Source organism: Lentzea sp. NPDC051208 (assembly GCF_040682435.1).
Taxonomy (GTDB): Bacteria; Actinomycetota; Actinomycetes; order Mycobacteriales; family Pseudonocardiaceae; genus Lentzea; species Lentzea kristufekii.
Genome location: NZ_JBFBAW010000020.1, coordinates 1 through 26,806, shown reverse-complemented (window position 1 = coordinate 26,806; position 26,806 = coordinate 1). Strand labels below are relative to the sequence as shown.

Sequence of the window (26,806 nt, the reverse complement as noted above, 5' to 3'; positions counted from 1 at the left end):
TCCCGATTCATCCACTGTGGACTAGTCGCAACACCTGACCTCGCCGAACAGTACCTCGGCGGCACGGTCCGGCACAGGGTCGCTATTCCTGGTGATGAGGAGGAGGCTGGGCACATGACCTCATCCAGCCGCGGATCCGGCGATGCCGCCGCGGCGCAGCGCCTCGTCGATGCGATCACGAGGCGAGCGGCACTGCACGAAGCCATCGGCGTCGTGCAGGCGTGGAGTGGCGACCAGGACCACGTGCTGGAGCGGTTCTGCGACCGGCGCAGCGACGCGGAACGTGAGGCGGAGGTCGCGCGGGTCAACGCGGTCGTGGACGCGGCAGCCGAGCGGCGCGCGGACCCCGACTGGGGCGACTAGTCCGTGTCCCGCAGGGCCGCCGCTTCGAGGTTCCCGCCGGTGAGCTCGCGGGTGACGTCGCGGATCGGTTTCTGATTCCTCGTGGCGTAGCCGAAAATGAGGCCGCGGGCCTCGTCCGTGCCGGTGTCCAGGGTGCCCGCGACCATGCCGATGGCGTGCGCGAGCATCACGCGGTCGTTGAGCGTGGTCAGGGTCTGCTCGGCCAGCCGGTGGGTGCGCGCGGGGTCGTCGTCCTGCGACAGGCCCAGCACCGCCAGGTCGGCGAGCACCTGCCCGAGCCGTTGCTGCCAGGCCTCCCACGGGGTGACCGCCGTGTAGAACACGTTGAGGCCGCCGATGGCGTCGCCGGCCAGGCGCATCGGCACGGCGTGCACCGCGCGGAACCCGGCGTCGAGAGCGGCCGGGATGAACGCCGGCCACCGGCCGGAGCCGTCTTCCAGGTCCGGGCAGTCGATCAGCGCGTTCTCGCGCACGCAGTCCACGCACGGGCCTTCGTCGATCTGGCTCTGCAGCAGCTCCAGGAACCGCGCCTGCTCGTCAGAGGCCGACACCACGCTCAGCCCGCCGCGCGGATCGGTCAGCATCACCCCGATCGCGGACGCCGACAGCAGGTTCTCGCACGCGGCGGTGACCAGGCGCAGAACAGACTCGGCGTCGTGACGGCCGACCAGGCTCGCCGTGAGCTCGCTCAGCGTGACGGCGATCTGTTCCTGGACAAGGGGCACTCCGGCAGCATACGACCCGGCCTGGCCCGGTGCTCGCGGCACAGTCAGCCCGCCAGCCGGTCCAGCGGGATGCGCCGTTCCAGCAGTTCACGCGCCACGTCCAGCACCGAATGGCCCGAGGAGAACGCGTGCGCGCGCAACCGGGCGAACGCGTCCTCCAGGCTGATCCTCAACTGAGCGGCCAGCATCCCGGTCGCCATGTTCACGTCCTGGTACGACAAGGTCATCCGCAGCTGTTCGTCCTCGTCGGCGGAGTCGTCCTGCTCCAGCAACGCGTAGGTCACCACGTCCGCGAGGATCGTCGCGTCGGCTACCGCCACCGGGGTCAGGCCACCGGGGCGGCGGCGGTACAGGTCGAGCGTGCCCAGCCTGATGCCGCCGACCTGCAACGGGAACGCGAACATCGCCGCCAGGCCCGCCGCCGCGGCCGCCGCCTCGAAACCCGGCCACCGCACGCCGTCCGCGCTCAGGTCCGCCACCAGCACGGGGGTGGCGTCCCTGAACGCCGCCACTCCCGGTCCCTCTCCCAGGGTGTACTGGATCTCCTCCAGCCGGGCCGCCCACTCGTCGCTGGCGCCGACCATCTCCTCCGCGCGTGCGCTGCCACGCAACGTCAGTGCCGCGGCGTCCAGGCCAGGCAGGACGTGCAGGCAGGCTGCGCACAGTCCGCGCGCCAGACCCGCACGCCCGGAAGCCGCGGCAGTGAACTCCTCCACCGCCCGCGTGAGCCGTTCCCGACGCTGCCCGTCCAACACCCGTCCTCTAACCCAGCGGTCGCGCGGTCAGCCCGGCCCGATCCGACGTCGGGTACGAACCTAGACCGGATCGAGGTGCGTGCGCACCACGGCCTGCCGGGCGAGGCCGGCCCCGGCTCACGGCCAGGACGGTTCCTCCGCGTGGGCCACGACGAGTTCGCGCACCTCGCACCCCGCCGGCTGGCTCAGCGCGAACATGATCGCGGCCGCCACCCGGTCCGGCGGGTTCAGCTTCGCCGTGTCCGTCGGCTTGTACTGCTCGTCGCGGTCGTCGAAGAAGTGGGTGCGCATGCCGCCGGGAACCACGAGCGTCACGCCGACCCGGCCGGCCGTCTCGGCCGCCAGCGCGCGGGTGAAGCCGACGACGCCGAACTTCGAGGCGCAGTACGCCGTGGCGTCGCTGACCGCGCGCACGCCGAGGGTGGACGCGATGGTGACCACCCGGCCGTTCTCCAGGTGTGGCAGCGCCGCCCGCACGACCGCCACCGTGCCGAACAGGTTCACCCGCACGACGTGTTCCCACTCCGCCGTGGGCACCTCGTCGAGACGTCCGCACCTGTCCACACCCGCGGCGGTCACCACGGCGCTCAGGTCGCCGTTGCGGGAGACCAGGTCCCGCACGGCCCGTTCGGCGGCGTCGGTGTCCGACAGGTCCACCGACTCGAAATCGGCCACGTGCGGTGCGGACGGCGCCGCCTTGTCCAGCACGAGGGGCCGTCCACCTGCCTCGTGCACGGCGTCGACCACCGCCGCCCCCAGTCCGGACGCACCTCCGGTGACCAGCACGTTTCCCAGCATCAGCCCCTCCTCGACAGGATTTCGGTCGTCGAACGGCCGCGGTGGTACGGGACGACGACCGTCCGGCCGCCCCAGTGCCGCACCACAGCCGTCTCCGGCAACAGCTCGGCGGTGTAGTCACCGCCCTTCACCCACACGTCCGGACGCAGGTCGCGCAGCACGCGTTCCGGTGTGTCCTCGGGGAACACCACCACCTCGTCCACGCAACCCAACGCGCGCAACACCTCCACGCGGTCGGCCTGCCGGTTCACGGGACGCTCCGGCCCCTTGAGCCTGCGCACCGACGCGTCGGAGTTGAGACACACCACAAGACAGTCGCCGAGGTCCCGCGCCGCCCGCAACATGCGGACATGACCGGCGTGCAGCACGTCGAAGCATCCGCCCGTGGCCACCACGACTCCCCCACGAGCCCGCACGGCGTCCATAGTGGACATAGGTGTCGCCGTCATTCCCGACACACCGCCGTCGGCCAGGAACCGTGCGGCCGAGAGAACGGCGTCCGCCACGGCCTCGTCGGGAGTGGCGCCCGCGGCCAGCCGCGCCGCCGCCGTCACCGCGAACCTGTCCCCCGCCCCGCAGGGGTCCAGCACGGACACCTTCGGCGCGGGTACCGCGACGGGTGTCCCTCCACAGTGGAGCACGGCACCGCCTGAGCCCCGCGTCACCACCACAGCACGCGAACGCCACCGCGACAGCAGCTCCTCCGCCGCTTCGAACGCATCCGAGTGGCCGCTGAACGCCGTGGCCTCGGCGAGGTTCGGCGTCACCAGCCGGGCGCCGGGCACCGGCGCCGGACCCCGTGGATGCGGGTCCCACACCACCGGGACGCGGGTGAGCACCGCGCGCAGCCGTTCGTCGCGGAGCAGTCCGCGGCCGTAGTCGGACGCCAGCACGAAGTCGGCGGACAGTACGGCGTCGAGCATGTCGTCGGTGGCCTTGGGCTCCGATGGGCCACCACCGCGGTCCATGCGCGCCAGCGAGGTTCCTCCGCAGCGCAGGCGCGTCTTCACCGACGTGGGCGCGCTCGAACGTCCGAACACACCGGGCACCTCCAGCAGCGAGCGGATCCGGTGCCCGTCCTCGTCGTCGGCCAGTGCGCTGACTAGCGTCACGTCCGCGCCGTCGCGCGCCGCCATCGTCGCCGCGAGCGCGGCACCACCTGGTCTGGCCCGTTCGGCGGACACGTCGAGGACGGGAGCGGGCGCGTCCGGGCACAGCCGCTCGGCCGTGCCCTCCACGTCGACGTCCAGCAGCGAGTCGCCGACCACCACCAGCCTCATGAGACCCTCCGCAGGGTCGCGGGCAGGGCGGCCTCGAACGCCTCGCACAGGGCGTGGACCGCGACGAGCTGCGCCTCCTGCACGTGACAGGGGTCGCCGGGCAGGTCCAGCACGTCGTCCGCCAGGTCGGCCAGCGGGTTCGGTGCCGGGCCGGTGAACGCCCAGACCTGCGCCCCCACCTTCCTGGCCGTGCGGGCGGCCTCGAGCAGGTTCTCGCTGCGGCCACTGGTGGACAGCAGCACGACGATGTCCCGCGGCCGCGCGTGTGCCGCGACCTGCCGGGCGAAGACCTGGTCGTACCCGTAGTCGTTGGCGATCGCGGTGACGCTCGACGTCTCCGCGCACAACGCCAGCGCCGAGAACGGCGCACGGTCGTGCCGGTAACGGCCGACGAGCTCGGCCGTCAGGTGCTGCGCCTCGGCGGCGGACCCGCCGTTGCCCGCGGCGAGCAGCCTGCCGCCCTCGGTCAGCCTGCGGGCGAGCGCGCTGCCCCAGCGGGTGATCCGCGGGGCCTGCGCCCGCAGGGCGGTCAGCGTGCCGGCGAGTCCGTTCAGGTGCTTCTCGAGGCTCATCGCGCCACCGCCAGCGGGCTGGCATGTTCGGAGATCGTCACGATCCTCATCCGGCCACCTCCTTCACCACGTCGTCCCAGCTCCGCAGGAACGCATCGAGTCCGTACCGGGCCAACGCGAACTCGCGCGCCCTCTTTCCCTTCTCGTGGGCGAGAGCGGGATCCGCGATCAGTTCCCGCGTCGCGCGCACCAGGTCCTCCACGTCCGTCGAGACCGTGCCGGCCTCCTCGGGCACCGCGCGCACAGCCTCCGTGCACGCGAGCGCCACGACCGGCATGCCGATGTGCATCGCCTCGATGAGCGACAGCCCCAGCGAGGTCCAGCGCATCGGATGGACGTAGACGCGCCGACGGGCCAGTTCCCGGTGCAGCGAGCCGAGGTCGTGGTCGCCCAGACCACCGATCGGCTCGGTGTTCATCCCGAACACGTCGATCGGCTCGAACCGCGGCAGCAGGTCGGTGCCGACGATCCGGCCGCGCCGGACCGGGTCGTTGACGACCGCGGCCGCGCGGGCCAGCTCGCCGGTGTAGAGCGGACCGGGATCGACCACGCCGTGCTCGACGACGACCGTCCGGGTGGATCCGCAGTCCCACATCAGGTCGTTGAAGTGGGTGACGTGCACCAGGAGCCCGTCCCAGTCCGCCATCGGATGCCGCTGTCCCGGCGCACTCGGCGTGTTGTGCTCCAGGTACACCACCGGAACACCGCGTGGTACCAGCCCGAGTTGCTCCGGCTGCTGCACCACCGCGAGATCGGCGTCCACTTCGGACAGAGAAGTCTCGGTGGCACGCCAGGGACGCCCGGCGAGCCCGATGCCGTCCGGAGGGCCGACGATCAGGTAGTCGTGATCGCCCTGGACGAAGGAGTTCGTCCAGGACCCGTGCACGTGCCAGAGCAGGATCCTCATCGGGTCACCTCCGCGACGGCCGCGACGACCTCGGCGGGTTCCACGAGGTCGAGACATGGGTGGCCGGGTGTCGGACATTCACGGGCACGGCTGTTCCGGCACCGCGCGTGCTGGTCGCCGAGCAGGACATGTTCTCCGTGCGGTGCCCATCGGGCCGCGGGCACGACCGGCGCGAACAACGACACGACCGGTGTGCCGACCGCGACCGCGAGGTGAGCAGGGCCGGTGTTGCCGACGACGACCGCCTCGGCACCGGCCAGCACGCCGCTCAGCTCGCGGAAGGTGGTGCGCCCGCCCAGATCTGTCCCGCACGCGCCGGCGACGTGCGCGGTCAGACCGGCTTCCGCCGGTCCGCCGGTCACGACCACGCGATGCCCTGCCGCGTTCAACGCGACCACGGCCTTCGCCCACCGGTCGGGCGACCAGGTGCGGGCGGGCGCCGTCGCACCTGGGTGCACCACCACGTACGGGTGGCTCAGTTCAGCGAGTTCGAGTTCGGGCGGGTCGAGCACGGCGAGCCGGCCGTCGTCGCCCGGCGGTAGCTCGAACCCGGCCGCGCGCGCGACCTCCAACGCCCGTTCGGCCTCGGGCACGTCCGGGTCGCCGGTCAGCCGCACGTCCAGCAGCGAACCGGGGTAGTCGATCGAGCGCGCCACGATCTTCGGCACCCCGGCGAGCCGCAGCAACAGGGCCAGCGGCAACGGGCTCTGGTGGAACGACGTCAGCACCAGCGCCACGTCGGCCCGGACTCCGTGCACGAGTGCCACCACGGCCTCGATGTCGATCGGCCGGACCTCGGGCGCCGGGTTCACGATCCACGGGCACTCCCACTCGATGATCCGGTTCACGCCGGGCAGCAGTTCGGCCGCCCGCACCCCGCCGGGCCCGCACAGCAGGACGACCTCGCCCGACGCGGCCGCCGCGCGGATCGCCGGACCCGCGAGCAGCACGTCGCCGTCACTGTCCAGGCGCGCCACCAGCGTCCTCACAGGATCATCCCCATCGCGGCGCGCAGGTCCGCGGCCGTGCGCGGTGCGCGTTCCACCTCTTCCGGCCGGGTCACGTCCGTGGGGACCATGACGGACGTCGCGCCCGCGTTGCGCGCGGCCATCACATCGGCCTCGATGTCGCCCACGACCACCGTGCGCCGCGGGCTCACCCCGAGCGCCTCACACGCCGCGAGCACCAGGCCAGGGGCGGGTTTGCGGCACGCGCAGCCGTCATCCGGGTGGTGCGGGCAGATCTGCCACGTGCCGAACGGTCCGAGCAGTTCCTCCACGCGGGCGTTGACCGCGCGGACCTGGCCTTCGGTGAGCAGTCCCCTGCCGATTCCGGACTGGTTGCTCACCACTCCGGTGCGCACTCCGCGTGCGCGCAGGTCCCTGATCACTTCCCGGGCGCCGGGCATCAGCTCCACCCGAGCCGGGTCGCCGTTGTACGGCACATCACGGACGAGCGTGCCGTCGCGGTCGAAGAGCACCGCCTCGATGGTCCGATCCATAGAGGAGATTTAGCCGAGAAAAACGGCTTGAAACGCTACTCAGCGAAGCGGTTCTCCCCGCCACTGATCACAACGCGTGGTGACGTGCTCGAAACGCTGAGTCAGAAACCGAGGTCAGCGGTGACGACGACCTTCACGAGCGGGCAGCCGCCGACGCGCGGTCGTTCGCCCTGCCGATCGCCTCGACGAGCTGGTCCTTGGTCATCCGCGAGCGGCCGTCGATCTTCAGCCGCTTCGCGATGTCGTACAGGTGTTCCTTGCTCGCGTTCGCGTCCACGCCACCGGCGGTCTCCCCCTGCGCCGGCGTGCTCCTGGTCGCCTGACGGTCGGAAGGTCCCTTTTCTGCCTTGGCTTCCCAATGGTCGCCGACCTTCTCGAACGAGTGCTTCAACGCGGAGAACGCCGTGCGGTGCGCACGTTCGCCCTCTCCGTAGGTCTCCACCGCCGAGTCGTGGGCCTTTATCCAGGTGCGCTGCGCCTTCTTCGACGACCGCGCCACCGTGCTGGGGAGTTCCTCTCGTCCGGGCATGGTTCCTCCATGTTTCGACCGGGACGTCCGGGTACCCGGATCGCATGACCGCCACCCACGCCATCGACGTCCACAGCCCACTCGACGGTCAGCTGGTCGGCTGGCTCCCGGCCGCGTCCGAGACCGAGACGACAACAGCGGTGGCGGCCGCCCGGAAGGCGCAGACCGCGTGGGCCGCCACGTCCGCGGCCGAACGCGGTGCCGCGGTGAGGGCGGCCGCCGCGGACCTCAGGGCGCGGGCCGGTGACCTCGCGACCGTGGTGGAGACCGAGACGGGCAGGCCGTACGCGTCGGCGCGGGAAGGTGTGCTCGCCGGCGCGTCCACGCTGGAGCAGTACGCCGAGCTCGGCCCGGTCCACCGCGGACGGTCACTGCTCGGTTCGGCCGTGGACTTCATGATCCCGGAACCGCGCGGTGTCGTCGTGGCTCTCACGCCGTGGAACGACCCGGTGGCCGTCGCGTGCGGCCTGCTCGGCGCGGCGCTGGTCACGGGCAACACCGTGCTGCACAAGCCGAGCGAACGCTGCCCGCACACCGGCATGCTGCTCGACACGGTGCTGCGGCCGCACTTTCCGCCGGACGTGCTGCAAACGTTGATCGGTGACGGGACGACGGGCGCGCAGCTCGTGCGCGAGGACGTCGACGTCGTCGCGCACGTCGGCAGCACCGCGACAGGACGTGCCATCGCTCAGGCGTCGCGGGCGAAGTTGTTGCTGGAGAACGGGGGCAACGACCCGTTGCTCGTCGACGCGGACGTCGATCCGGAACGGGCGGCCGAGCAGGCGGCCCTCGGGGCGTTCACCAACGCGGGCCAGCTGTGCGTCTCGGTGGAACGGATCTACGTGCACGAAGAGGTCGCCGAGGCGTTCATCGACGCGCTGTGCGCCCGCGCGAAGGAGTGGACGGCCAACGCACAACCGCTGGTGGACAACAGGCATCGCGAGTTCGTGCACGCCCAGGTCGCCGAAGCGCTCGAGGCCGGCGCGCGGGCGCTGACCGGTGGCGAGATCCCGGCCGGCCCCGGCGCGTTCTACCCGGCCACCGTGCTCACCGGCTGCACGCCGGACATGCGGATCATGTGTGAGGAGACGTTCGGCCCGGTGGCGCCGGTGTGCGTGGTGCCGTCGTTCGACGAAGGCCTGCGCGAGGCGTGCTCCGGCGAGTACGGCCTGGCGGCCACGGTGCTGACCCGGTCGATGGAGCACGCGCAGCAGGCCTGGCGCGCGCTGCCGGTCGGCACGGTGAAGGTGAACGCCGTGTTCGGCGGCGCTCCCGGCGGCGCGGCTCAGCCTCGTGGCGCGTCCGGCACGGGGTTCGGCTACGGGCCCGAACTGCTCGACGAGATGACCACCGTCAAGGTCGTGCACCTCGGCCTGCCGTGACCAGCCGGAAGTCCTTCACCGCGTCCAGGACCTCGTCCGCGGTGATCTGGAGCAGACCGGGGTCCGGCTCGGAGGCGAAGGTGTCCCCCGTTCCGCCGTGCCACAGCACGTGGTGCGGCCCGGAACGGGGACCCCACAGGCTCGGCGGCATCGGACCGAACAGCAGGACGGACGGCGTGCCGTAGGCCGTCGCGACGTGCGCCACCCCGGTGTCGCCGCAGATCACGAGCCCGGCCGTGGCGACGAGGTCGAGCAGCCGGCCGAGGCTGCCGCACACGGGTTCGGGCACGATCCGGCGAGCCGCTTCGAGTTCGGACGGACTGGCCGTCACCACGACGTCGTGGCCGTCCAGTTCCCGCACCACCGCGGCGAACCGCTCCACCGGCCACCTGCGCGCGCCGTGGCTCGCACCTGGATGGACCACGATCCGCTCGGTTCGCGGTCCTACCGGCGGCAGACGCAGATCGTCTGCATCGCACGGAATTCCGTGCTGTTCCAGGAGGTCGCACCACCTCAGCACCTCGTGCCGCTCTTCCGGCCACTCGTCGTGGGTGATCAGCACCTGAGGTCGTGTGGCCATCAGCCGTTCGACGCTCTGCGGTCCGCGGCCGTGCAGGTTGACGGCGAGATCGGGGCTGTCGTACTCGATGTGCGTGAGACCGTCGGTGGGCAGCAGCCGGTCGACGGCGTCGATCCTCGCCACCGCGTCGGCCAGCCAGCCGGGCGCGGCGAGCGTGATCTCGGCGCCGGGGTACGCCCGGCGAAGGCCGCGCAGTGCGGGTACGGCGGTGAGCAGGTCGCCCAGTCCGAGTGCGCGCAGCACCAGGATTCGCATCGGTGTTCCTCCCTGTGCGGCGACCCGGTCCGCGACGAGACCGCACGCTGAACTCCACAATGGACCGGCGGTCCGCCGCCGGCAGCCACGCATACCCGTTGTGCGCCCGGATACACCCGCGCAGCCGCCGTTTTGCCGGCTCTCCCGAGGGTAGACACTCAGATGAGCAAGGCCGAGGAGTCACAACACCACCGTCTCGCCAGGAACGTCAACGAGCTGCTCCAGGAACTCCGCGTGGCGCAGGCCGGCGTGCAGATCCTGTTCGGCTTCCTGCTCACCATCACGTTCACCGACAAGTACGCCGCCTCGTCGGAGTTCATCCGCGTCACCCACCTGGTGACGGTTCTGTGCGCGGCCGTGGCGGTCGCCCTGCTGACCGCGCCGGCGGCCTGGCACCGCGTGCTGTTCCGCCAGGACCGCCGCGAGGACGTCGTCGCCGCGGGCAACACGTTCCTGCTGACCGGACTGGCCTTCCTCGCCGTCGCGATGACCGGCACCGTCCTGCTGATCAGCGAGATCATCGTCGGCGGCTGGCAGGCCGTGCTGATCGGCGGCATCGCGTCGCTGATCTTCGGCACGCTGTGGTTCGCCACGCCGCTGCTGACCCGCGACACCAGCCCCAAGCCGTACGCCCCGTGGCCGGAGGAGCGGAGCGGGTCCTCCTAGCCGAGATCGGTCGTGCCAGTCACCTGAGCAGTTCCACGGCCAGTGCGGCGAGTTCGTCCGGGCCGATGCCGTAGTGCGCCAGGACGTCGAGCTGCGGACCGTTGACGATCGGCTCGTCCGGGATGCCCAGCGCGCGGAACCGCACCGCAACACCCTCGGTCAGGAGCGCGGCCGCGCACGCCTCCCCCAGGCCCCCGTGCACGCTGTGCTCCTCGGCCACGATGAGCCCGCGCACCCGGCGCGCGACGTCGAACAGCGTCGCGGTGTCGAGCGGCCGCACCATCGGCATGCTGACGACCGTCGTCTCGACGCCGTCGCGCGCCAGCACCTCCGCCGCGCCGAGCGCGATGCCCACCGTCTCACCGGTCGCGATGATGCCCACGTCGCCGCCGGTCCGCAGCCGGGTGGCGCGCTCGACCGCCACGGGTTCGGACGCGGGCCCGTGCACGCACGCCAAGGCCCGTTTCCCGAACCGCACGTACATCGGACCGTCGGTCGCCGCCGCCAGCCGGATGGCCGCCTCCGCTTCGCAGTTGTCCGCGGGCGCCACGACGGGGATGCCGGGTATCGCGCGCAGCGCCGCGTAGTCGGCGATGGAGTGGTGCGAGGCGCCGAGCGCGCCGTAGCTGATCCCCGCGCTGATCCCGACGAGCCGCACGGCGTTGCCGCTGTAGCCCACGTCGACCTTGATCTGTTCGAGTGCCCTGCTGGTCAGAAAGCAGGCGGGCGAGATCACGAACGGCTTCATCCCGCACGACGCGAGCCCGGCGGCCACGCCGACCAGGTTCTGCTCGGCGATCCCGAGCTCGACCACGCGGTCCGGGAACTCCCGGGCGAACGGTTCGAGCTTGCCCGAGATGCGCGAGTCCGCCGTGAGCACCCGGATGGCCGGGTCGCAGGCCGCGAGGTCGCGCAGGGTCGCGTCGAGCACCTGGAGGTTCGCGAGCCCTGGCCGGGCCTGGCTCATGCCCGGCTCCTCAGCTCCGCGATTCGGTTCTCGACGTCCTGCCGCGCGACGGCGTACTCCTCGTCGTTCGGCACCCTGTGGTGCCAGCGGATGTCGTGCTCCATGTACGAGATGCCGCTGCCTTTGACGGTGTCCGCCAGCACCGTGGTCGGGCGGCCGGGCACCGTCGGCGCCGAGGACAGGGTGCGTTCGACCTGGACGAGGTCGTGCCCGTCGATCTCGTGCACGGTCCAGCCGAAGGCGGCGAACTTCTCCGCCAGCGGCTCGGAGTTCATGATCTCCGCGGTCGGACCCGCGATCTGGTGGCGGTTGCGGTCGACGATCGCCACCAGGTTGTCGAGGTCGTGGTGGCCCGCGGACATCGCGGCCTCCCACACCGACCCCTCCGCGAGCTCGCCGTCACCGAGGAGCACGAACACGCGGTAGCCGAGCCCGTTCTGCTTCCCGGCGATCGCCATGCCGACGCCGAGGGACAACCCGTGTCCCAGCGCTCCCGTGGACTGCTCGATGCCCGGCACGGAACGGGTGGCGTGGCCGACCAGCTTCGTGCCGAACCTCAGGTACGTGTCCAGCAACGCGCGGTCGAGCAGTCCCGCGCCCGCGAGGACCACGTACAGCGCCTCCACGGCGTGACCCTTGCTCTGCACGTACCGGTCCCGTTCCGGGTGGTTCAAGGTCTCCGGTGAGATCCGCAGAACCCGTTCGTACAGCACGGTGAGAATGTCCAAACAGGACAGGCTGCCCGCCGTGTGCCCGTTGCCCGCCGAGCGGATCAGGTCGATGACCTCCATCCGGTACCCCGCGGCCCGGACCGCCAGCTCGACATCGGCCCGCACGTCGTCGCCGGCGGCCACGGCACTCCCCTCGACTGCTCGGTGCGGCGAACCGCTGTGCCACCAGGAGATTCCCCGGTTGCACAGCGGTCCGCGGTGGTGTCGTCAGGAACGGCCCAGGATCAGCCGCCCGCACCGGTCGCCGATCATCATCGACGGTGCGTTGGTGTTGCCGGACGTCACGCTGGGCATGATCGCGGCGCTGGCGAGCCGCAGCCCGGTGATACCGCGCACCCGCAGCTGCGGGTCCACGACGGCGTTCGCGTCGGTGCCCATCCGGCACGTCCCGACCGCGTGGAAGTCGGCCTGGGAGTAGGTGCGCACCGCTTCGACCAGCTTCTCCCTGGTGTCGAAACCCGGCCCCGGCAGGGAACCCTCGTCGGTCACCCAGTCGCGCAGGCCCCGCGAGTTCATCAGCTCCATCGCCAGCCGGTAGCCCTCCACCTGGGTGTCGAGGTCCTCCGCGGTCTGCAGGAAGTTCGGCTGGATGATCGGCGGCACGGCGGGATCGGCCGACCGCAGCTTCACGTGGCCCCGGCTGGTCGGGTGCAGGTTCATCACCCCGACCGACATCGAGTTGCCCGGATAGGGCGGGTACCCGTCCCGCGTGTAGTAGACCTGGAACTCGTACGCGGGCGTGCCCGGCACCCTTCCCCTGCCGGTGAACACGTTGACGTCCATCGCGGTGATGTGCGACGCGGGCTCCGGCACCCGCAGCTTCTTCAACGTCACCGAGATCAGGTGGTCGTGCAGGTTGGCACCGACGCCGGGCAGGTCCGCGACGACCGGGATGCCGAGGGGCGCCAGATCGCGCGCCGCGCCGACGCCGGACAGCTGCAGCAGCCGGGGCGTGTTGATCGTGCCCGTGCTGAGCACGACCTCGCACTCGGCCCGGACCGTGAACTGGCGGTCCCCCGCCTTGATCACGACGCCGGTCACGGCCTTGCGGCTGTCGAACGTCAGCCGCGCGACCTCCGCGTCCGTCATGATCGTCAGGCGCGGGTCGGTGAGGTACGGCGTCAGGAACGCGGTGAACGCGTCCTGGCGGATCTGGTTCACCACGTTGAGCTGCGTGTAGCCGACACCGAACTGCGTCGCGCCGTTGTAGTCCGGGTTGTAGGTGTAGCCCACGTCGACGGCCGCGTTCACCGTGGCCTGCGAGAGCAGGTTGCGCCGCGTCAGCTCGCTCGACGGCTTGATGGGGCCGGTCAGCGCGTCCAGCGACGAGCGCACGTTCGCGTAGTTCCAGCCGGTCGCGCCCTGGGCGGCCCAGTGGTCGTAGTCGGCCGGGTTGCCCCGGACCCACACCATCCCGTTCACCGAACTGCTGCCGCCGCCGAGTTTCCCGCACACGAACGACTGCGGCTGGTTCAGCAACGCGGGCTGCGGCTCCGACATGTACGGCCAGATGAGCCTCGAACCCGGCGCGGTCAGCGAGCCGGCCTTCGTGAAGTCCCGCACCTCCGGCAGGTCGTTCGAACCGCCCGCCTCGATCAGCAGCACGCTCGCGCGCGAGTCCGCCAGCAGCCGCGCGGCCAGCGTGCACCCGGCCGAGCCGGCGCCCACGACGACGTAGTCGTAGCGAACCCCCTCCGCCCCCGCCGTGCCCGTGGCGGCCGAGGTGAACGCGACCGACGCCGCGGACACGCCGAACAACTTGAGCAGGTTCCGCCGGGTGAGAGTTCCGTCCTGCACCCGGCGAGCGATCTCGTCCGGATCTTGCAAGTTGTTCCGTTCCGTTCTGGACATCGAAGCCCTTTCAGCCAATGGACTCATTCCAGTACTACCCGCACTCGACTTCACTGGCAAGAAGATTCGTCGCTGCCGCTGAACTGCGAAAACGACCGGGAAAGCACCTCGCGGACAGCATTCGGACCACCCGCGTGCAACTGCGAATCGGGCTCGTTGACAATATTGGCGGAAGATTGCATATTCGCGCACTCCACGCGCGTTGCCCGCCAGGACCAAGAATGCAATACCCGTTGACGAGCGGGCCACGACGTTGCCTGATGACAGATCATCTTGTTACGGTTGACTCACCGAAAGTCACCGTGCCGTCGCTGTGGGGAGTGGCGCTCGGGCGTGGTCAGCGAACCTCCTGGGGGAGATCGTGGTCGGAGGGGTGGCCCGGTTCGACCGGGCCGCGGAGGAAGGGCGCCGCACGGACGTCGACCGGTACCTGGCGCGATGCGCGTCCGGCCGGCTGCCACTGGACGCGCTGGTCACCGGCGATTCGCCACGGCTGGCCGGGGAGGATCCCGGGCACGTGCGCGCCCTGGCGGGGGTGGCCGGGCCGTTGCCCGCGATCGTCGTGCACCGGCCGACGATGAGGATCGTCGACGGGGTGCACCGGCTGCGGGCCGCGCGCTCGCGCGACGAGCACATGATCGACGTGCTGTTCTTCGACGGGACCGCCGAGGAGGCGTTCCTGCTGGCGGTGCGGCTCAACTCGACGCGCGGCCTGCCACTGAGCCAGGCAGACCGCAACGCGGCGGCCCGGCGGATCATCGCCTCGCACGGCACGTGGTCGGACCGCGCGATCGCCGCCGTCGTCGGCTTGTCGGCCAAGACCGTGGGGGTGCTGCGCCGCGCGGTGCCCGCCGGCGACGCGCCCGCCAGGATCGGCCGCGACGGCCGGGTGCGGCCGCTCACCACCGCGGAGGGACGCCGCCAGGCCGGGAAACTGCTGGTCTCCCAGCCCGGCGCGAGCTTGCGGGAGGTCGCGCGGCGGGCCAACGTCTCCGTCGGCACGGTTCGCGACGTGCGCCGCCGTCTGCGCGACGGCGCCGACCCGGTGCCCGCACGGCAGCGGCTGGCCGAACACCCCGAGGCCCCGGTCCGCCCGGCCGGCGGGCCTCGTCCCGCGCCGGACCTCGAACCGCTCAAGCGCGACCCGTCGATGAGGTTCACCGAGGTCGGCCGCGGCGTCCTGCGGGCGCTCGACGTGAGCACCTTCAGCCCGGACCAGTGGCAGCGCTACACCGACGCGGTACCCGCGCACGCGGTCGGCGCGCTGGCCGACGCGGCCCACCACTGCGCCGAGTCCTGGGCGCTGTTCGCCCGCAAGCTGGAGGAGCGCGCCCGCACCTCGGACGCCCCGGACACCCCGACGGCGCTGTGAGCACCGGAGGCACCGTCCCCGCGACGGTGTCTCCGACAGTCCCAAGTGGACTTCCCAGCGTTCCGGACACCCCGCGCCCTCACACGATCCGACCGTCCACTTCGGAGCATTTGCGTCACGGTGCACGGACGTGTTCGCGAAACCGCGCAATCGTCTTCGGGGACCGGAAAAGTTCCCGGTTCCCAACCTTCACCCGCATCGTGGAATTCCACTCGAACAGACCAGCAGGAAGGCGGTTTCGTCACGCTGCGCTGCATAATTCGATTCCCCTGCCGTCAGATCCACAGCGGCCGCAAGCGGTGCTATACATGAACAGGGGACGGCCGCAGGGGCGCCCGGAAGACCGTGCTGGGGGGTACGAGACATGTCGTCGTCATCTGTCCTTTGTGGACCGCATGTGGCGGGCCGGTGACCGCTGCTCCGGCCGGCCGGCGCCGGCTGTTCGTCGCGGTCCTGGTGGACACGGTCGGCGCGGGCGCGTTCTTCCCGCTCACCTTCCTCTACCTGTCGGAGACCACCGACATCCCGCTCGCGCGGCTCGGCCTCGTCATCACCGTGGCGAGCCTGGTCGGACTGCCGGTCACACCGCTGATCGGCCAGCTCGTGGACCGCTTCGGCGCGCAGCGGGTGCTGGTGGCGCAGACGGTGGTGGCGGCGGCCGGGTTCTCCTTCTACTTCCACATCACCGGGCTGGGGGTGCTGGTGTGCGGGGTCGCGCTGGTGACGCTCTCCGACCGGATGTACTGGGCCACGTGGCCGGTGTTCGTCGGCGAGCAGGTCAGCGACGAAGGGCTGGACCGGTGGTACTCCACGGTCAACATGGTCAAGAGCGCGAGTCTCGCGGCGGGTGGCGCGCTCGGTGCCGCCGCACTGGCGACCGGTGGCACGGACGGGCTGCGGGTGATGCTCGCGGTGAACATCGCGTCGTCGCTCATCGCCGGTGCGCTGTTCCTGTCGGTGCGCGGCGGGCGGACCACGCGCGCCGCGGTGCCGCGGGGTGGCTGGCCCGCCCTGCTGCGGGACGGCAGGTACCTGCGGCTGACGTTCGCGAACACGCTGCTCACGTTCGGCTGGCTGATCCCGTCGCTGGTGCTGCCGCTGTACGTGGCCAGGTACACGGTGCTCGCGGTGTGGGTGGCCGCGTCGGCGCTGACGGTGAAGATGGTGCTGGCCGCGGTGCTGCAGTCGCTGGTCACCGCAAGGCTCGGGGTGCTGCGCCGGACCACGACCGCGATCGTGGGAGCCGGGTTCTTCCTCGTCGCCATCGTCCTGCTGGCCTGCGCGTCGGCGGTGACCGGCACTGCGGCCGCGGTCGCGCTGGTGTTCGGCGGGGTGGTGTTCCTCGCGCTCGGCGAGACCGCCGCCGGCCCGGCCGCGAGCAGCCTCTCCGTCGCGGCCGCGCCACCCGCGTGGCGTGGGCGCTACGTGGCGGTGTTCCAGATGTCGTGGTCGATCTCGAACATCAGCGGGCCCGCGATCGCGGGAGCCCTGCTCGCCACGTCGGCCCTGGCCGTCTGGCAGGTGTTCGCCGCGTTCGCCGGTGGGGCCGCGATCGTGTTGTTCCTGCTGCGCCGGAGTTTCCCGGCCGAGATCGACGAGAAGACACCGCCGCGTGCGACGACCGCGCGGCAATCCGCACCCGCATGAGAAGAGGACACATGACGCCGCCAGCAGACTCCGACAACCCGGCCCGCGCCGTCGCCGACGCCGCCGTGTTGAAGGCGGACGACGGGGCTCGAGGCGCGAACCCCTACTACTGGCACCGCATCCAGGACCTGCTCGCCACCGTGGCGGACGCGGTCGTGTCCTGTGGCGACGCGGAACTGTCCGCGGCGATCGAGGCGCTCGAGGCCGACCCGGCCGATGTCGGCCGCTGGCAACGCGTCCGTGAGCTGGCGAAGGCCGCCATGGACGATCCGGACCGCAAGACCGAGGACCTGACCCAGGCCGCGTGGGACCTGTCGCGGCGGTCCAGGCTGGGCTACCACGTTGGCGGAGCCTACGACCGGACGGCGACGGAGGACGGCGGCTGGCCGCGGTGGGAGGCCGCCGCCAAGCCCTCCGGCTCGGGCGAACCGCTGGCGCAGATCGTGATCCCGTTCCGCAACCGCGACGGGAACGAGTACCGGGCCAGGAACCTGGTCGCCTGCCTGAAGTCCCTGTCCGACCAGAGCGTTGACCGGTCGAGCTACCAGGTCACGGTCGTCGAGTCGGACGACGAGCCGCGGTGGCGCGACCTGGCGGAGAACTACGCCGACGAGCACCTCTTCGCACCGCACGGCGGGCCGTTCAACAAGTGCTGGGCGGTGAACGTCGGCGTGGTCAACACCGCGCGGCCGGCGCCGGTCGTCTGCGTCCTGGACGCGGACGCACTGGTGGACAGGGAGTTCGTCGAACGCAACGTGGCCCGGTTCGACCGGGACGGCGCCGGTGGGTTCATGCCGTTCCGGGACGTGACGTACGTCGACCAGCCGGCGTCCGTGCGCGCGGTCGCGGACCGCTGCGTGGCGGGCAGGCCAGAGGCGGACCCCGGCCGGTTGCGCGGCTTCCTGGTCCACCGCGCGCCCGGACTGTGCGTGTGGCTGCGCCGGGACGTGTTCAACGCGGTGGGGGGCATGGACGAACGGTTCGAGGGATGGGGCCGCGAGGACCTCGACTTCGTGTTGAGGGTGCAACTGGCGACGGCGTTCGACCAGTACGACGACACCATGCTGCACCTGTACCACCCGTCGTCGGCCTTGCTGAACAACGGCCAGACCGTCAACGCCCACATCCCCCTGCTGTCGTGGCAACCGGAGGAGCCGATCGGCCGCATCGACCGCTATCGCGACTGACAGGCACGTTACTCGGGGGGAGACATCAAGTGCTGACAACGACGTTGCTCGCCAGTTGCGAGCTACCGACGTCCTACGGCGACTTCACCTTGCACGTCTTCGGCGACGATGACGGCCGTGAGGACGTCATCGCGCTCGTGCGCGGAGAGCCGGACGCGCACCAGCAGCCGTTGGTGCGCATGCACAGCGCCTGCTTCACCGGCGACATCCTCGCGTCGCTGCGCTGCGACTGCGGGCCCCAGCTCGACACCGCGGTGCGCCTGCTGGCGAAGGAGCAGCACGGCATCCTGCTGTACCTGACCCGGCACGAGGGCAGGGGCATCGGCCTGGTCAACAAGATCAAGGCCTATGCCCTGCAGGAGGAGGGAATGGACACGGTCGCGGCGAACGTCCACCTCGGCCTGCCCGCCGACGCCCGTGACTACCGCGCCGCGGCGGAGGCGTTGCGCCAGCTCGGCGTGTCCCGCCTGCGGCTCGCGACGAACAACCCGGCCAAGATCGAGGCGCTCGTCAACGCCGGGCTCTCGGTGGAACGGGTGCCGCACGGCGGGTTCGTCAGCGCGCACAACTCCGAGTACCTGAGGATCAAGGACGTCCTCATGGGTCACCTGGACTCGGCGGGCGGCGGGCGGGCCGGATGAGCGGCACCGCGGTGGCGGTGCTGGGCAGGCAGTTCGCGCGTCCCGGCGAGGGCGCGGAACTGGTGCGGCTCAACGTCGCGCTGGGCCGGGCGTTGCACGTGCCCGGCCTGCTCAGGTACCAGGTGCTGGTGCGGCCGGACGACGAGACCGAGCTGTGCGTGTACTGGCTGTGGCGGGACCTCGCCGACCGGGAGGCGGTCTGGGCTGCTCCGCCGCCCGCGCTGACCGCGTTCTGGGAGTCCGCGAAACCGTTGTGGCGCAAAGATCCCGACGTCCGGCGCTATCGCTGGGAACCGGCCGCCGAGCGTGATCTGGCACCGGAGCACGCCGTGGTGCTCGACGCGGGCGATCCCGCCGCCGGCGACCACGAACTGATCGACATCGACGGTGGCGCGACGCTGCGCTGCCGACCCGCCGGGCCATCGCCCGCACCCGGGCAGTGGACCGGGGTGTGGCGGTCGTCCGCGACCGAGGAGAGGCGAGGGGTATGAGTCTTCCCGATCAGGTCATCATCAATCTGTGTCCCACCGGGATGGTGCCGCGCCGGGCGAAGGTGCCGGACGTCCCGATCACGCCCGACGAGATCGCCAAGGACGTCCGCCGTTGTTACGAGGCTGGCGCCGGCATGGTCCACCTGCACGCCAGGGAGGACGACGAGGAACCCACCTGGAGCGCGCAGCGGTTCACCGACATCGTGGACGCGGTGGTGACGCTGACGCCGGACATCGTCCTGGTCGTCACCACCAGCGGCCGCAACTGGTCGGACCTCGACAAGCGCGCCGCGTCGCTGACGGTGGACAACCTCGCTCGCCCGGAGATGGCCTCGCTCACGCTGGGGTCGATGAACTTCGTGTCCGGGCCGTCGGTGAACTCGCCAGAGACGATCGAGGGGCTGGCACGGGCGATGCAGGAGCGCGACATCGTGCCGGAGCTCGAGATCTTCGACATCGGCATGGTCAACTACGCGAACTACCTGATCTCCCGCGGCATCCTCAAGCCGCCGTACTACCTCAACATCCTGTTCGGCTCCATCGGCACCGCCGAGGTCAGCGCGGCCAACGCCGCCGCCGTGCTCAGCTCGTTGCCGCAGCCGTCCACGTGGGCGTTCGCGGGCATCGGCCGGTTCCAGCTCGCCGCGAACACGCTGGCGCTGAGCCTCGGCGGTCACGTCCGGGTCGGCCTGGAGGACAACCCGTACCTGGACTGGAAGACCAAGGAACCGACCACGAACCCCCGTCTGGTGGAGCGCATCGTGCGCATCGCGCGGGAAATGGGCCGCGAACCCGCCACGCCGCAACAGGTCCGCGAGATCATCGGCCTGCCGCAGGTGGTGCGCACGTGACGGTCACCGCCCACCGCTGGAACAGCGCGGCCGACTACGACGTGCTGGCCCGGCGCATCCAGTTCCGCAACGCGGAGCTGGTCGCCGGGCTGCACCCCCGGCCGGCCGAACCGCGCAGCGTGTACGAGATCGGCTGCGGCACCGGCGCTCTGACCGAGGCGCTGGTGCACCGGTTGCCCTCCGCGCGCATCGACGCGGTCGACGTGTCGGCCGACATGCTGGCGGTGGCCGCGGAGAAGGACTGGCCGGACCGGGTCCGCTTCACGCAGGGAGCTTTTCCCGACGTGGCAGCGGATCAGCGCTACGACGCGGTGTTCTCCAACGCCGCGCTGCACTGGATGCACCCGCGCTACCCCGACGTGTTCGCCACGATGAACGCGTTGCTGGCCGACGGCGGCCTCGTCTGTGCGGCGACGGCGGGCCGCACGGCGGCGACGGACCGGTTCGCCGAGCAGTCCCAGGCCGCGCTGACCCGCCTGACCGGGTTGTCCGAGCCGGATCCGTTCGAGGCGCGCAGGCTGACGGTGGCGCAGGCCGGGGAACTCGCTCGTGGCGCGGGGTTCGAGGTCGAGGACTCCTTCGTGCTGGAACGCACCACGGTCGTTCCGGCAGAGGTCCGCGCCCGCTGGTGGGTCGCCAGCGGCGGGCCGTGGACGGCGGCGCAGGCGTCCGTGCAGGACGCCGTCGGCGCGCTGCGCTCGGTGCTCGGGGACGGGGAGGTGGAGCTGGTGCACGCCAGCGTGTTCCTGCGACTGCGCAAGGAAACGCATGCGTGACGTGTTGCGCGACCGCCAGCAGTGGGGAACGCGGGCGATGGTGTCCACCGGCAGTTCCGCCGCGACGCTGGCCGCACTGGACGTGCTCCGGGACGGCGGCACGGCGTTCGACGCCGCCATCACGGCCTCGGCGGTGCTCACGGTGGCGATGCCGATGGCGTCCGGCCCCGCCGGTGACGCGGCGGCGGTGTTCCACCTCGCGGGTTCGGCCCAGGCCTGGTCGTTGACCGGGCTGGGCCGGGCGCCCGCCCACGCCACCGCGGCGAACTTCACCGCCCGCGGCCACCGGACCGTGCCCGGCCGGGGCATCGAGTCGGCCACCACACCGGGTCTGCTGGGCGCCTGGTGCGCCCTGCACGAACGCCACGGCACGCTGCCGTGGTCCCGGCTGCTCGCCCCGGCCGTCGACCTGGCCGAGCGCGGCACCCCGGTCACCACGCAGACGGCGCGCTGGATCCAGGACAACCTGAAGGTGCTGAGCCAGCCGGAGTTCGCGGGGTTGTACGGTCCGCACACCTCCGCCGTGGGCGGCCGGCTGCGCAATCCCGGGCTGGCCGCGCTGTACCGGTTGCTGGCGAGGTCGGTGGACGAGCTGGAAGCCGTGCTCGACGCGAGCGTGACCAGGCTCAGCGAGCGGCTGGGCGGGTTCTTCGCGCCCGGCGACTGCGGGGTCCGGATCGGTGAGGTCCTGCCCGCCGCGACCACGACGGTGGCGGGCGCGCAGGTGGCCACGAACCCCGCGCCGACGCAAGGGGTGCTGCTGTTGCAGAACCTCGCGCTCTACGAACGGCTGCGGGAGCACGGCGGCGCCGACTCCGCGGCGAACGTGCACCTCCTCTCGGAGATCGTCCACCAGACGTACGCGTGGCGGATCGCGCACCTGGGCGACCCCGCGTGCACGCCGCCGGCAGACCCGCTGGCGGAGGCGGTGCTCGCGGACCTGGCGGGCGAGGTCGACCCGGACAAGCGCAGTGCCACCCGGTACGCCGGGCACTACACCGACGGCGACACCACGCACTTCGCCGTCATCGACGAGGCGGGCAACAGCGTGAGCTGGACGCAGAGCCTCGGCCTCGGGTTCGGGACGGGCGTCGGTGTCGGCGAACTGGGTCTGCTGCTGTGCAACCGGCTGGGGCGCAGCGCCACCCTCTCCCCCGGCGAACCGAACGGCGTCTCCCCCGGCAGGCGCCCGGTCAACACCATCTTCGCGTGGAGCGCCGCCGATGCCGACGGGGTGCGCCGGCTCGGCGGTACCCCCGGCGGCGACGGCCAGTGCCAGTGGAACACCCAGGTGCTGGCCGCGCTGCTCGTCGACGGGGTGAGCCCGCTGGTGGCGCTGAACCGTCCAAGATGGACTTACCTGCCCGGCGCGGACAAGACCGAGGCCGGCGTGCCGCCGCACCTGCAGGTCGACTCGTCGATGCCGGCGGACGTCCAGGAGTGGCTCAGCGGCGCGGGACACACCCTGCGGGTGCGCACCAGTGTCGGCGGGGTGCTCCGGGTGCTGGGGCGCCACCCGGAGTCGCTCTACGGGCTCGACGACGGCAGACAGGAGGGACTCACCGCGGGGTGGTGAGGCCCTCCTGCCTCACGGCTGGAGGAGCCAGGAGACCTCGTGGCTGAGGGTGTTCCGCAGCCGCAGCGGGTTCGAGCCGTCGAGCGACAGCGCGGGCAACTGCGAGCGGTAAGCCGCCACCGCCTTCTCCTTGAGGGCGCTGGCCTGCGGCGGCAGCGCGTGCACCTCCCGGACCATCCGGTCCGGGTCGAGGCCCCGGAAGCCCAGCTCCTCGTCGAGCCAGGCGTCGACGTCCAGGTACGGGCCGGGTTCCCCACCGGTCACCCAGCACGGCCAGCCGTGCCAGAGCGCGTAGGGGATGTCGGCGTAGAGGTGGACCTCAGGGCGTTCCGGCAAGGCCCGCACCGCCGCGAGCGCGGCGTCCCGGGCGGCGAGGTGGTCGTCGTGCCCGCCGATCCCCGCGGGGATCCAGACCTCGGCCGCGTGCCCGACGACCTCGCCGATGCGCGCGGCCAGCCGTTCGGCGTCCACCGGGGCGGACCGGTACTGCTCCTCCAGTTCGCCGAGGCGCACCGTGTCGCAGCCGAGGACGCCGCGTGCCTCGTCGTCCTCGGCCAGCCGTTCGACCTGCCGTTGCCTTGACGACTCCGCGCGGGTGAGGCGGTCCCAGTACGTTGGGGGGAATCCGTCCGGCGGCATGCCGGTGAAGACGGTGACCAGGGTGGTTCCTCTTCGCATCAGCCTGGCCGACGCGGAGAGGACGGCGTCGTCGAGGTGCGCCGACAGCACGAACGCTTTGGATGGGGACGTCACCCGGACACCCTCTCGCACTCGGCGGAATCGACGAACAGGAAATCACGTTGTTCGCTTGCGCACGGGTCAAGCGCGCGGTGCACCTGCTACCGGTGTGCCACCGAGGAAGTCTTGCAGGATCTCGGTCCTCGATCGACCGCCTCACCGAGGGCACCGGCCTGGGCCGGAGCTCGCTCTACAGCACCTTCGGCGACAAGAGCACCCTGTTCCGCAAGAGCCTCCAGCGGTACGAGCAGACCTACCACCCGCAGTACGACCAGGCACTGTCCGACTCCCACCCGAGCCCGAGCGCCGTCGTGGCCGCCTACCTGCAGGTCACCCTGAACCGCATCGCCGACCCGACGGTCCCGGACGGTTGCCTGGTCACGGTGTCGGCAGCGCAGTTCCCGGCCCTCGACGCGGAAAGCCAGGCGATGGTCCGCGCCATGATCGACGGCGTGCGGGCGATGCTGGAGCGGGCGTTGCTGGCGGCGGGGGCCGATGAGCGGGAGGCGGCAGAGCTGGCGTTGTGCGCGCTGGCGGCGAACAAGTCCCTGGCGGTGCTGAGCCGCGCCGGCTTCTCGAGCGAGGAGCTGGCGACCGTCGCCGCGGCCGCCGCCCGCATCCCTTAGCCGGACGTCGCCGATCCGTTCATGACCACCCAAAAGGGTGGCGTCGTTCGCAGTACGATCTGACGCATCATGGGCCAGCGCATGAACGACCCCGCGGGCAATGGCGGCGCCTCGATCAACGACCCTCTCCTCACCACCCCGACAGCCAGGCTGATGGCGCTGGCGATGGGGACGGACATCCGCGTGTTCGAGGTACCCGTGGCGCACAGCGCGGGACTGGCGGGCCTGGTCGGCGTCGGCGCCGACGAGAACGACGAACCCCAGTGCAAGATCGGGCTCACCGACGACCTGGACGACGACCTGCGTGCCGACGTGCTGGCGTTCGGCATCGCGGTGCTCGTCGGCACGCCGGAGATCCTCGGGAGGAGCCCGGACGGCGTCCTCGGCATCAGCCGGCAGCGACTGCCTCAGGCCGACAACGGGCCCGGCAACCTGGCCTGGCACATGCTGCAGACGTGTGGGCGCGAGTCGCCGTCGACGACGTTCCGGCTGATGGTCCTCGAGCCCGACGAGGAGTGACACGCTTTCCGACCGGGACCGATGAGTTCATGCCGCCGTCGCGGTCCAACCATCGACCCCGGAACGGAAGGAAGCCACATGACCCAGCTCGTGAAGGTCCAGAACTTCGTCGTGTCGAGTGACGGGTTCGGTGCCGGTGAGGACCAGACCCTCGAACGGCCCTTCGGCCACGCCGATCCCGGCACGATGTTCGCGTGGGCGGGTGCGACCGCGAGCTGGCCCAACCGCACCGATCCCGGCGGCAGCCGCGGCCTCGACGACTACCTCACGCGCGACTTCGGGCACAACATCGGCGCGGAGATCATGGGCGCCCACAAGTTCAGCCCGCACCGCGGCCCGTGGCAGAACCACGACTGGCAGGGCTGGTGGGGCGACGAGCCGCCGTTCCACACCCCGGTCTTCGTCCTGACCCACCACGAACGGCCGTCGTTCACCCTGTCCGACACGACGTTCCACTTCGTGAACGCGGACCCGGCCGACGTCCTCGAGCTCGCCAAGGAGGCCGCGCGGGGCAAGGACGTCCGGATCGGCGGCGGCGCCACCACGATCCGGTCGTTCCTCGACGCCGACCTCGTCGACACCCTGCACGTGGCGGTGGCGCCGGTCGAGCTCGGGCACGGCGTGCCGCTGTGGAAGTCGCCCGGCGAACTGCTGGATCGGTTCCACCTCGACGTCGTGCCCAGTCCGAGTGGCGTGACGCACCACCTGTTCTGGCGGAAGTGATCCCAAACGGTCGGCTTCAAGTTTCGAAACTTGTTTCGAAACTTTCACACAATTGTCCACGAAACACCTCGCACAAGACGCGAAATCATACTGAATTCCGCCCCGTCGGACAGGCGGTCCCACCTGCGCGTTCGACGGGCATTCGAAAAGACGGCACCCTCCCCGCCAGTGATCGTCCAGGTCAGCCCTAATGCGACAACGGGTCGGCAAGCACGCTTGATAGGTCGAACGACGTCGGCTAATACTGTCAGCGTTTCAGATCGAGCGACGCGGACATGGCGCAGTCCGCACCGCCCGGCCCATTCCACTCGCGTTCTCGCGAGTGCTTCTCAGAAAGCGCCGAACATGACGCTGACAGTGAAGTCAGTCGCACGGGTATCCCTCGTGTCCACCCTCGTCCTCGCCGCCGCGGGCGTCGCAGTCCTCGCGGCGTCACCCGCCAGTGGCGCCGCCTCCACCCTCGGCGCGGCGGCCCAGCAAAGCGGCCGTTACTTCGGTACGGCCGTGGCCGCGAACAAGCTCGGGGACTCGACCTACACCGGGATCCTCAACCGCGAGTTCGACATGGTCACGGCCGAGAACGAGATGAAGATGGACGCCACTGAGCCGAATCAGGGGCAGTTCAGCTACGGCAACGCGGACCGGATCGTGAACCAGGCGCGCAACCAGGGCAAGCGGGTGCGCGGGCACGCTCTCGCATGGCACTCGCAGCAGCCCGGCTGGATGCAGAACATGTCCGGCACGGCGCTGCGCAACGCGATGCTGAACCACGTCACGCAGGTCGCGACCTACTACCGGGGCAAGATCTACGCCTGGGACGTGGTGAACGAGGCCTTCGCCGACGGCAGCAGCGGCGGACGCCGCGACTCCAACCTGCAGCGCACCGGCAACGACTGGATCGAGGCCGCGTTCCGCGCAGCCCGTGCCGCCGACCCCGGCGCGAAGCTCTGCTACAACGACTACAACACCGACAACTGGTCGCACGCCAAGACCCAGGGCGTCTACCGGATGGTGCAGGACTTCAAGTCCCGCGGTGTGCCGATCGACTGCGTCGGCTTCCAGGCGCACTTCAACAGCGGCAACCCGGTGCCGTCCAACTACCACACCACCCTGCAGAACTTCGCCGCCCTCGGCGTGGACGTGCAGATCACCGAGCTCGACATTGAAGGCTCGGGCAGCACCCAGGCCCAGCAGTACCAGGGCGTCACCCAGGCCTGTCTCGCCGTCGCGCGGTGCACCGGCATCACCGTGTGGGGCATCCGCGACACCGACTCCTGGCGCGCCTCCGGCACCCCGCTGCTGTTCGACGGCAACGGCAACAAGAAGGCCGCCTACACCTCGGTGCTCAACGCGCTGAACGCCGGCACGGGCACCACCACTCCGCCCACCAGCACCACGACCACGACGTCCAACCCCGGCGGCGGGGGTTGCACCGCGACGTACTCCGAGGGCGAGAAGTGGAGCGACCGCTTCAACGGCCAGGTCACCGTCTCGGGCACGGACAACTGGATCGTCACGGTCACGGTCAGCTCACCCCAGCGGATCGTCGCCACCTGGAACACCAGCGCCAGCTGGGACTCCGCGAACGTGATGACCGCACGCCCCAACGGCAGCGGCAACTCGTTCGGCTTCACGATCATGCACGGCGGTAACTGGAACTGGCCCACCGTCTCCTGCCGCGTCGCCTGACGCCGGCTCCGGAAACGACCCGGCACGGGCCCATCGCGAGCGGGCCCGTGCCGGGTCGGTTAGCCGGCCGAGCCGGGGGCGGGTGGGGGGGGCCGGGTGGCCCAGGGC

The 26,806-nt window shown here is 71.2% G+C and carries 29 protein-coding genes; 15 read left to right on the top strand and 14 right to left on the bottom strand.

The annotated features are described in order from the left end of the window. Nucleotides 1–114 precede the first annotated feature (114 nt). On the top strand, nucleotides 115–363 hold the full coding sequence (locus tag AB0M48_RS36540) for a hypothetical protein (RefSeq protein ID WP_363850871.1): 249 nt from the start codon (nucleotides 115–117) through the stop codon (nucleotides 361–363). Here AB0M48_RS36540 and AB0M48_RS36535 read toward each other — a convergent pair. The 9 genes from AB0M48_RS36535 to AB0M48_RS36495 all read right to left on the bottom strand — a co-directional run bounded on the left by AB0M48_RS36535 (nucleotide 360) and on the right by AB0M48_RS36495 (nucleotide 7,430). After that, nucleotides 360–1,088 (bottom strand): GAF domain-containing protein, encoded by a 729-nt coding sequence (locus tag AB0M48_RS36535; RefSeq protein ID WP_363850868.1) that lies wholly within the window; start codon nucleotides 1,086–1,088, stop codon nucleotides 360–362. The genes AB0M48_RS36540 and AB0M48_RS36535 overlap by 4 nt on opposite strands. A 44-nt stretch (nucleotides 1,089–1,132) precedes the next feature. Continuing rightward, nucleotides 1,133–1,843 carry an ANTAR domain-containing protein gene (locus AB0M48_RS36530; protein ID WP_363850865.1) on the bottom strand — a complete coding sequence of 237 codons (711 nt, stop codon included), beginning with the start codon at nucleotides 1,841–1,843 and terminating at the stop codon, nucleotides 1,133–1,135. 117 nt (nucleotides 1,844–1,960) lie between these two features. After that, nucleotides 1,961–2,641, bottom strand: coding sequence for an SDR family oxidoreductase (locus tag AB0M48_RS36525; protein WP_363850862.1), 681 nt, complete (start codon nucleotides 2,639–2,641; stop codon nucleotides 1,961–1,963). After that, entirely contained in the window at nucleotides 2,641–3,921 is a 1,281-nt protein-coding gene (rfaE2, locus tag AB0M48_RS36520; protein ID WP_363850859.1) for a D-glycero-beta-D-manno-heptose 1-phosphate adenylyltransferase, read from the bottom strand. Before rfaE2 ends, AB0M48_RS36525 begins: the two co-directional genes overlap by 1 nt. Further along, nucleotides 3,918–4,493 carry an SIS domain-containing protein gene (locus AB0M48_RS36515; RefSeq protein ID WP_363850856.1) on the bottom strand — a complete coding sequence of 192 codons (576 nt, stop codon included), beginning with the start codon at nucleotides 4,491–4,493 and terminating at the stop codon, nucleotides 3,918–3,920. Before AB0M48_RS36515 ends, rfaE2 begins: the two co-directional genes overlap by 4 nt. Before the next feature lie 46 nt (nucleotides 4,494–4,539). Further along, nucleotides 4,540–5,400, bottom strand: coding sequence for a glycosyltransferase (locus AB0M48_RS36510; RefSeq protein WP_363850853.1), 861 nt, complete (start codon nucleotides 5,398–5,400; stop codon nucleotides 4,540–4,542). After that, complete coding sequence (locus AB0M48_RS36505) at nucleotides 5,397–6,389, bottom strand: glycosyltransferase family 9 protein (protein WP_363850850.1); 993 nt, start codon at nucleotides 6,387–6,389, stop codon at nucleotides 5,397–5,399. The genes AB0M48_RS36510 and AB0M48_RS36505 overlap by 4 nt, the downstream gene beginning before the upstream one ends. Continuing rightward, nucleotides 6,386–6,901, bottom strand: coding sequence for an HAD family hydrolase (locus tag AB0M48_RS36500; RefSeq protein ID WP_363850847.1), 516 nt, complete (start codon nucleotides 6,899–6,901; stop codon nucleotides 6,386–6,388). Before AB0M48_RS36500 ends, AB0M48_RS36505 begins: the two co-directional genes overlap by 4 nt. Nucleotides 6,902–7,034: 133 nt before the next feature. After that, the gene (locus tag AB0M48_RS36495) at nucleotides 7,035–7,430 is read right to left on the bottom strand and encodes a ChaB family protein (protein WP_363850844.1); all 396 of its coding nucleotides are present in this window, start codon (nucleotides 7,428–7,430) and stop codon (nucleotides 7,035–7,037) included. A gap of 44 nt (nucleotides 7,431–7,474) precedes the next feature. Between AB0M48_RS36495 and AB0M48_RS36490 the strand changes: the two genes are divergently transcribed. After that, a complete protein-coding gene (locus tag AB0M48_RS36490; RefSeq protein WP_363850842.1) occupies nucleotides 7,475–8,812 on the top strand; it encodes an aldehyde dehydrogenase family protein in 1,338 nt (445 codons plus the stop codon). Here AB0M48_RS36490 and AB0M48_RS36485 read toward each other — a convergent pair. Next, the gene (locus tag AB0M48_RS36485) at nucleotides 8,784–9,647 is read right to left on the bottom strand and encodes a glycosyltransferase family 9 protein (protein ID WP_363850839.1); all 864 of its coding nucleotides are present in this window, start codon (nucleotides 9,645–9,647) and stop codon (nucleotides 8,784–8,786) included. The genes AB0M48_RS36490 and AB0M48_RS36485 overlap by 29 nt on opposite strands. A 162-nt stretch (nucleotides 9,648–9,809) precedes the next feature. Here AB0M48_RS36485 and AB0M48_RS36480 point away from each other — a divergent pair, with 162 nt between their 5' ends. Further along, complete coding sequence (locus tag AB0M48_RS36480) at nucleotides 9,810–10,313, top strand: DUF6328 family protein (protein ID WP_363850836.1); 504 nt, start codon at nucleotides 9,810–9,812, stop codon at nucleotides 10,311–10,313. Nucleotides 10,314–10,332: 19 nt separating this feature from the next. Here the strand turns inward: AB0M48_RS36480 and AB0M48_RS36475 are convergent, their stop codons facing one another. From AB0M48_RS36475 to AB0M48_RS36465, 3 genes are all read right to left on the bottom strand, one after another. After that, nucleotides 10,333–11,280 (bottom strand): transketolase C-terminal domain-containing protein, encoded by a 948-nt coding sequence (locus AB0M48_RS36475; RefSeq protein WP_363850834.1) that lies wholly within the window; start codon nucleotides 11,278–11,280, stop codon nucleotides 10,333–10,335. Further along, the gene (locus tag AB0M48_RS36470) at nucleotides 11,277–12,134 is read right to left on the bottom strand and encodes a transketolase (protein WP_363850831.1); all 858 of its coding nucleotides are present in this window, start codon (nucleotides 12,132–12,134) and stop codon (nucleotides 11,277–11,279) included. The genes AB0M48_RS36475 and AB0M48_RS36470 overlap by 4 nt, the downstream gene beginning before the upstream one ends. Nucleotides 12,135–12,218: 84 nt before the next feature. Continuing rightward, nucleotides 12,219–13,862, bottom strand: coding sequence for a GMC family oxidoreductase N-terminal domain-containing protein (locus tag AB0M48_RS36465; RefSeq protein WP_363850829.1), 1,644 nt, complete (start codon nucleotides 13,860–13,862; stop codon nucleotides 12,219–12,221). A gap of 361 nt (nucleotides 13,863–14,223) precedes the next feature. On the opposite strand from AB0M48_RS36465, the gene AB0M48_RS36460 reads away from it, so the two are divergent. From AB0M48_RS36460 to AB0M48_RS36425, 8 genes are all read left to right on the top strand, one after another. After that, nucleotides 14,224–15,234: a streptomycin biosynthesis regulator gene (locus AB0M48_RS36460; RefSeq protein ID WP_363850826.1), complete on the top strand. Its 1,011-nt coding sequence runs from the start codon at nucleotides 14,224–14,226 to the stop codon at nucleotides 15,232–15,234. A gap of 408 nt (nucleotides 15,235–15,642) precedes the next feature. Beyond that, nucleotides 15,643–16,881 (top strand): MFS transporter, encoded by a 1,239-nt coding sequence (locus AB0M48_RS36455; RefSeq protein ID WP_363850823.1) that lies wholly within the window; start codon nucleotides 15,643–15,645, stop codon nucleotides 16,879–16,881. A gap of 11 nt (nucleotides 16,882–16,892) precedes the next feature. After that, a complete protein-coding gene (locus AB0M48_RS36450) occupies nucleotides 16,893–18,068 on the top strand; it encodes a glycosyltransferase (protein ID WP_363850821.1) in 1,176 nt (391 codons plus the stop codon). A 29-nt stretch (nucleotides 18,069–18,097) separates the two neighbouring features. Continuing rightward, the gene (gene ribA, locus AB0M48_RS36445; RefSeq protein ID WP_363850818.1) at nucleotides 18,098–18,709 is read left to right on the top strand and encodes a GTP cyclohydrolase II; all 612 of its coding nucleotides are present in this window, start codon (nucleotides 18,098–18,100) and stop codon (nucleotides 18,707–18,709) included. Then, the gene (locus tag AB0M48_RS36440; RefSeq protein WP_363850815.1) at nucleotides 18,706–19,200 is read left to right on the top strand and encodes an antibiotic biosynthesis monooxygenase; all 495 of its coding nucleotides are present in this window, start codon (nucleotides 18,706–18,708) and stop codon (nucleotides 19,198–19,200) included. The genes ribA and AB0M48_RS36440 overlap by 4 nt, the downstream gene beginning before the upstream one ends. After that, nucleotides 19,197–20,051 carry a 3-keto-5-aminohexanoate cleavage protein gene (locus AB0M48_RS36435; RefSeq protein ID WP_363850812.1) on the top strand — a complete coding sequence of 285 codons (855 nt, stop codon included), beginning with the start codon at nucleotides 19,197–19,199 and terminating at the stop codon, nucleotides 20,049–20,051. Before AB0M48_RS36440 ends, AB0M48_RS36435 begins: the two co-directional genes overlap by 4 nt. Then, nucleotides 20,048–20,827, top strand: coding sequence for a class I SAM-dependent methyltransferase (locus AB0M48_RS36430; RefSeq protein WP_363850809.1), 780 nt, complete (start codon nucleotides 20,048–20,050; stop codon nucleotides 20,825–20,827). The genes AB0M48_RS36435 and AB0M48_RS36430 overlap by 4 nt, the downstream gene beginning before the upstream one ends. Continuing rightward, entirely contained in the window at nucleotides 20,820–22,403 is a 1,584-nt protein-coding gene (locus tag AB0M48_RS36425; protein ID WP_363850807.1) for a gamma-glutamyltransferase, read from the top strand. Before AB0M48_RS36430 ends, AB0M48_RS36425 begins: the two co-directional genes overlap by 8 nt. Before the next feature lie 12 nt (nucleotides 22,404–22,415). Here AB0M48_RS36425 and AB0M48_RS36420 read toward each other — a convergent pair whose 3' ends face one another. Further along, the gene (locus AB0M48_RS36420; protein ID WP_363850804.1) at nucleotides 22,416–23,156 is read right to left on the bottom strand and encodes a PIG-L family deacetylase; all 741 of its coding nucleotides are present in this window, start codon (nucleotides 23,154–23,156) and stop codon (nucleotides 22,416–22,418) included. 47 nt (nucleotides 23,157–23,203) lie between these two features. Here AB0M48_RS36420 and AB0M48_RS36415 point away from each other — a divergent pair, with 47 nt between their 5' ends. The 4 genes from AB0M48_RS36415 (at nucleotide 23,204) to AB0M48_RS36400 (ending at nucleotide 26,698) form a co-directional block, all read left to right on the top strand. Beyond that, the gene (locus AB0M48_RS36415) at nucleotides 23,204–23,767 is read left to right on the top strand and encodes a TetR/AcrR family transcriptional regulator (RefSeq protein ID WP_363850801.1); all 564 of its coding nucleotides are present in this window, start codon (nucleotides 23,204–23,206) and stop codon (nucleotides 23,765–23,767) included. Nucleotides 23,768–23,836: 69 nt separating this feature from the next. Then, entirely contained in the window at nucleotides 23,837–24,286 is a 450-nt protein-coding gene (locus AB0M48_RS36410; protein WP_363850799.1) for a hypothetical protein, read from the top strand. Between the two features lie 78 nt (nucleotides 24,287–24,364). Then, a complete protein-coding gene (locus AB0M48_RS36405) occupies nucleotides 24,365–25,009 on the top strand; it encodes a dihydrofolate reductase family protein (protein WP_363850796.1) in 645 nt (214 codons plus the stop codon). Nucleotides 25,010–25,354: 345 nt separating this feature from the next. Further along, nucleotides 25,355–26,698 (top strand): endo-1,4-beta-xylanase, encoded by a 1,344-nt coding sequence (locus AB0M48_RS36400; RefSeq protein ID WP_363850793.1) that lies wholly within the window; start codon nucleotides 25,355–25,357, stop codon nucleotides 26,696–26,698. Nucleotides 26,699–26,806: the final 108 nt, after the last annotated feature.

What these genes read in the sequence shown, in the direction of transcription:
- AB0M48_RS36485 (WP_363850839.1), bottom strand. Translation starts at nt 9,647, where the DNA reads ATGCGAATCCTGGTGCTGCGCGCACTCGGACTGGGCGACCTGCTCACC.
- AB0M48_RS36500 (WP_363850847.1), bottom strand. Translation starts at nt 6,901, where the DNA reads ATGGATCGGACCATCGAGGCGGTGCTCTTCGACCGCGACGGCACGCTC.
- AB0M48_RS36510 (WP_363850853.1), bottom strand. Translation starts at nt 5,400, where the DNA reads ATGAGGATCCTGCTCTGGCACGTGCACGGGTCCTGGACGAACTCCTTC.
- AB0M48_RS36525 (WP_363850862.1), bottom strand. Translation starts at nt 2,641, where the DNA reads ATGCTGGGAAACGTGCTGGTCACCGGAGGTGCGTCCGGACTGGGGGCG.
- rfaE2 (WP_363850859.1), bottom strand. Translation starts at nt 3,921, where the DNA reads ATGAGGCTGGTGGTGGTCGGCGACTCGCTGCTGGACGTCGACGTGGAG.
- AB0M48_RS36440 (WP_363850815.1), top strand. Translation starts at nt 18,706, where the DNA reads ATGAGCGGCACCGCGGTGGCGGTGCTGGGCAGGCAGTTCGCGCGTCCC.
- AB0M48_RS36410 (WP_363850799.1), top strand. Translation starts at nt 23,837, where the DNA reads ATGGGCCAGCGCATGAACGACCCCGCGGGCAATGGCGGCGCCTCGATC.
- AB0M48_RS36465 (WP_363850829.1), bottom strand. Translation starts at nt 13,862, where the DNA reads ATGTCCAGAACGGAACGGAACAACTTGCAAGATCCGGACGAGATCGCT.
- AB0M48_RS36490 (WP_363850842.1), top strand. Translation starts at nt 7,475, where the DNA reads ATGACCGCCACCCACGCCATCGACGTCCACAGCCCACTCGACGGTCAG.
- AB0M48_RS36405 (WP_363850796.1), top strand. Translation starts at nt 24,365, where the DNA reads ATGACCCAGCTCGTGAAGGTCCAGAACTTCGTCGTGTCGAGTGACGGG.
- AB0M48_RS36495 (WP_363850844.1), bottom strand. Translation starts at nt 7,430, where the DNA reads ATGCCCGGACGAGAGGAACTCCCCAGCACGGTGGCGCGGTCGTCGAAG.
- AB0M48_RS36475 (WP_363850834.1), bottom strand. Translation starts at nt 11,280, where the DNA reads ATGAGCCAGGCCCGGCCAGGGCTCGCGAACCTCCAGGTGCTCGACGCG.
- AB0M48_RS36480 (WP_363850836.1), top strand. Translation starts at nt 9,810, where the DNA reads ATGAGCAAGGCCGAGGAGTCACAACACCACCGTCTCGCCAGGAACGTC.
- AB0M48_RS36515 (WP_363850856.1), bottom strand. Translation starts at nt 4,493, where the DNA reads ATGAGCCTCGAGAAGCACCTGAACGGACTCGCCGGCACGCTGACCGCC.
- AB0M48_RS36540 (WP_363850871.1), top strand. Translation starts at nt 115, where the DNA reads ATGACCTCATCCAGCCGCGGATCCGGCGATGCCGCCGCGGCGCAGCGC.
- AB0M48_RS36400 (WP_363850793.1), top strand. Translation starts at nt 25,355, where the DNA reads ATGACGCTGACAGTGAAGTCAGTCGCACGGGTATCCCTCGTGTCCACC.
- AB0M48_RS36435 (WP_363850812.1), top strand. Translation starts at nt 19,197, where the DNA reads ATGAGTCTTCCCGATCAGGTCATCATCAATCTGTGTCCCACCGGGATG.
- AB0M48_RS36450 (WP_363850821.1), top strand. Translation starts at nt 16,893, where the DNA reads ATGACGCCGCCAGCAGACTCCGACAACCCGGCCCGCGCCGTCGCCGAC.
- AB0M48_RS36425 (WP_363850807.1), top strand. Translation starts at nt 20,820, where the DNA reads ATGCGTGACGTGTTGCGCGACCGCCAGCAGTGGGGAACGCGGGCGATG.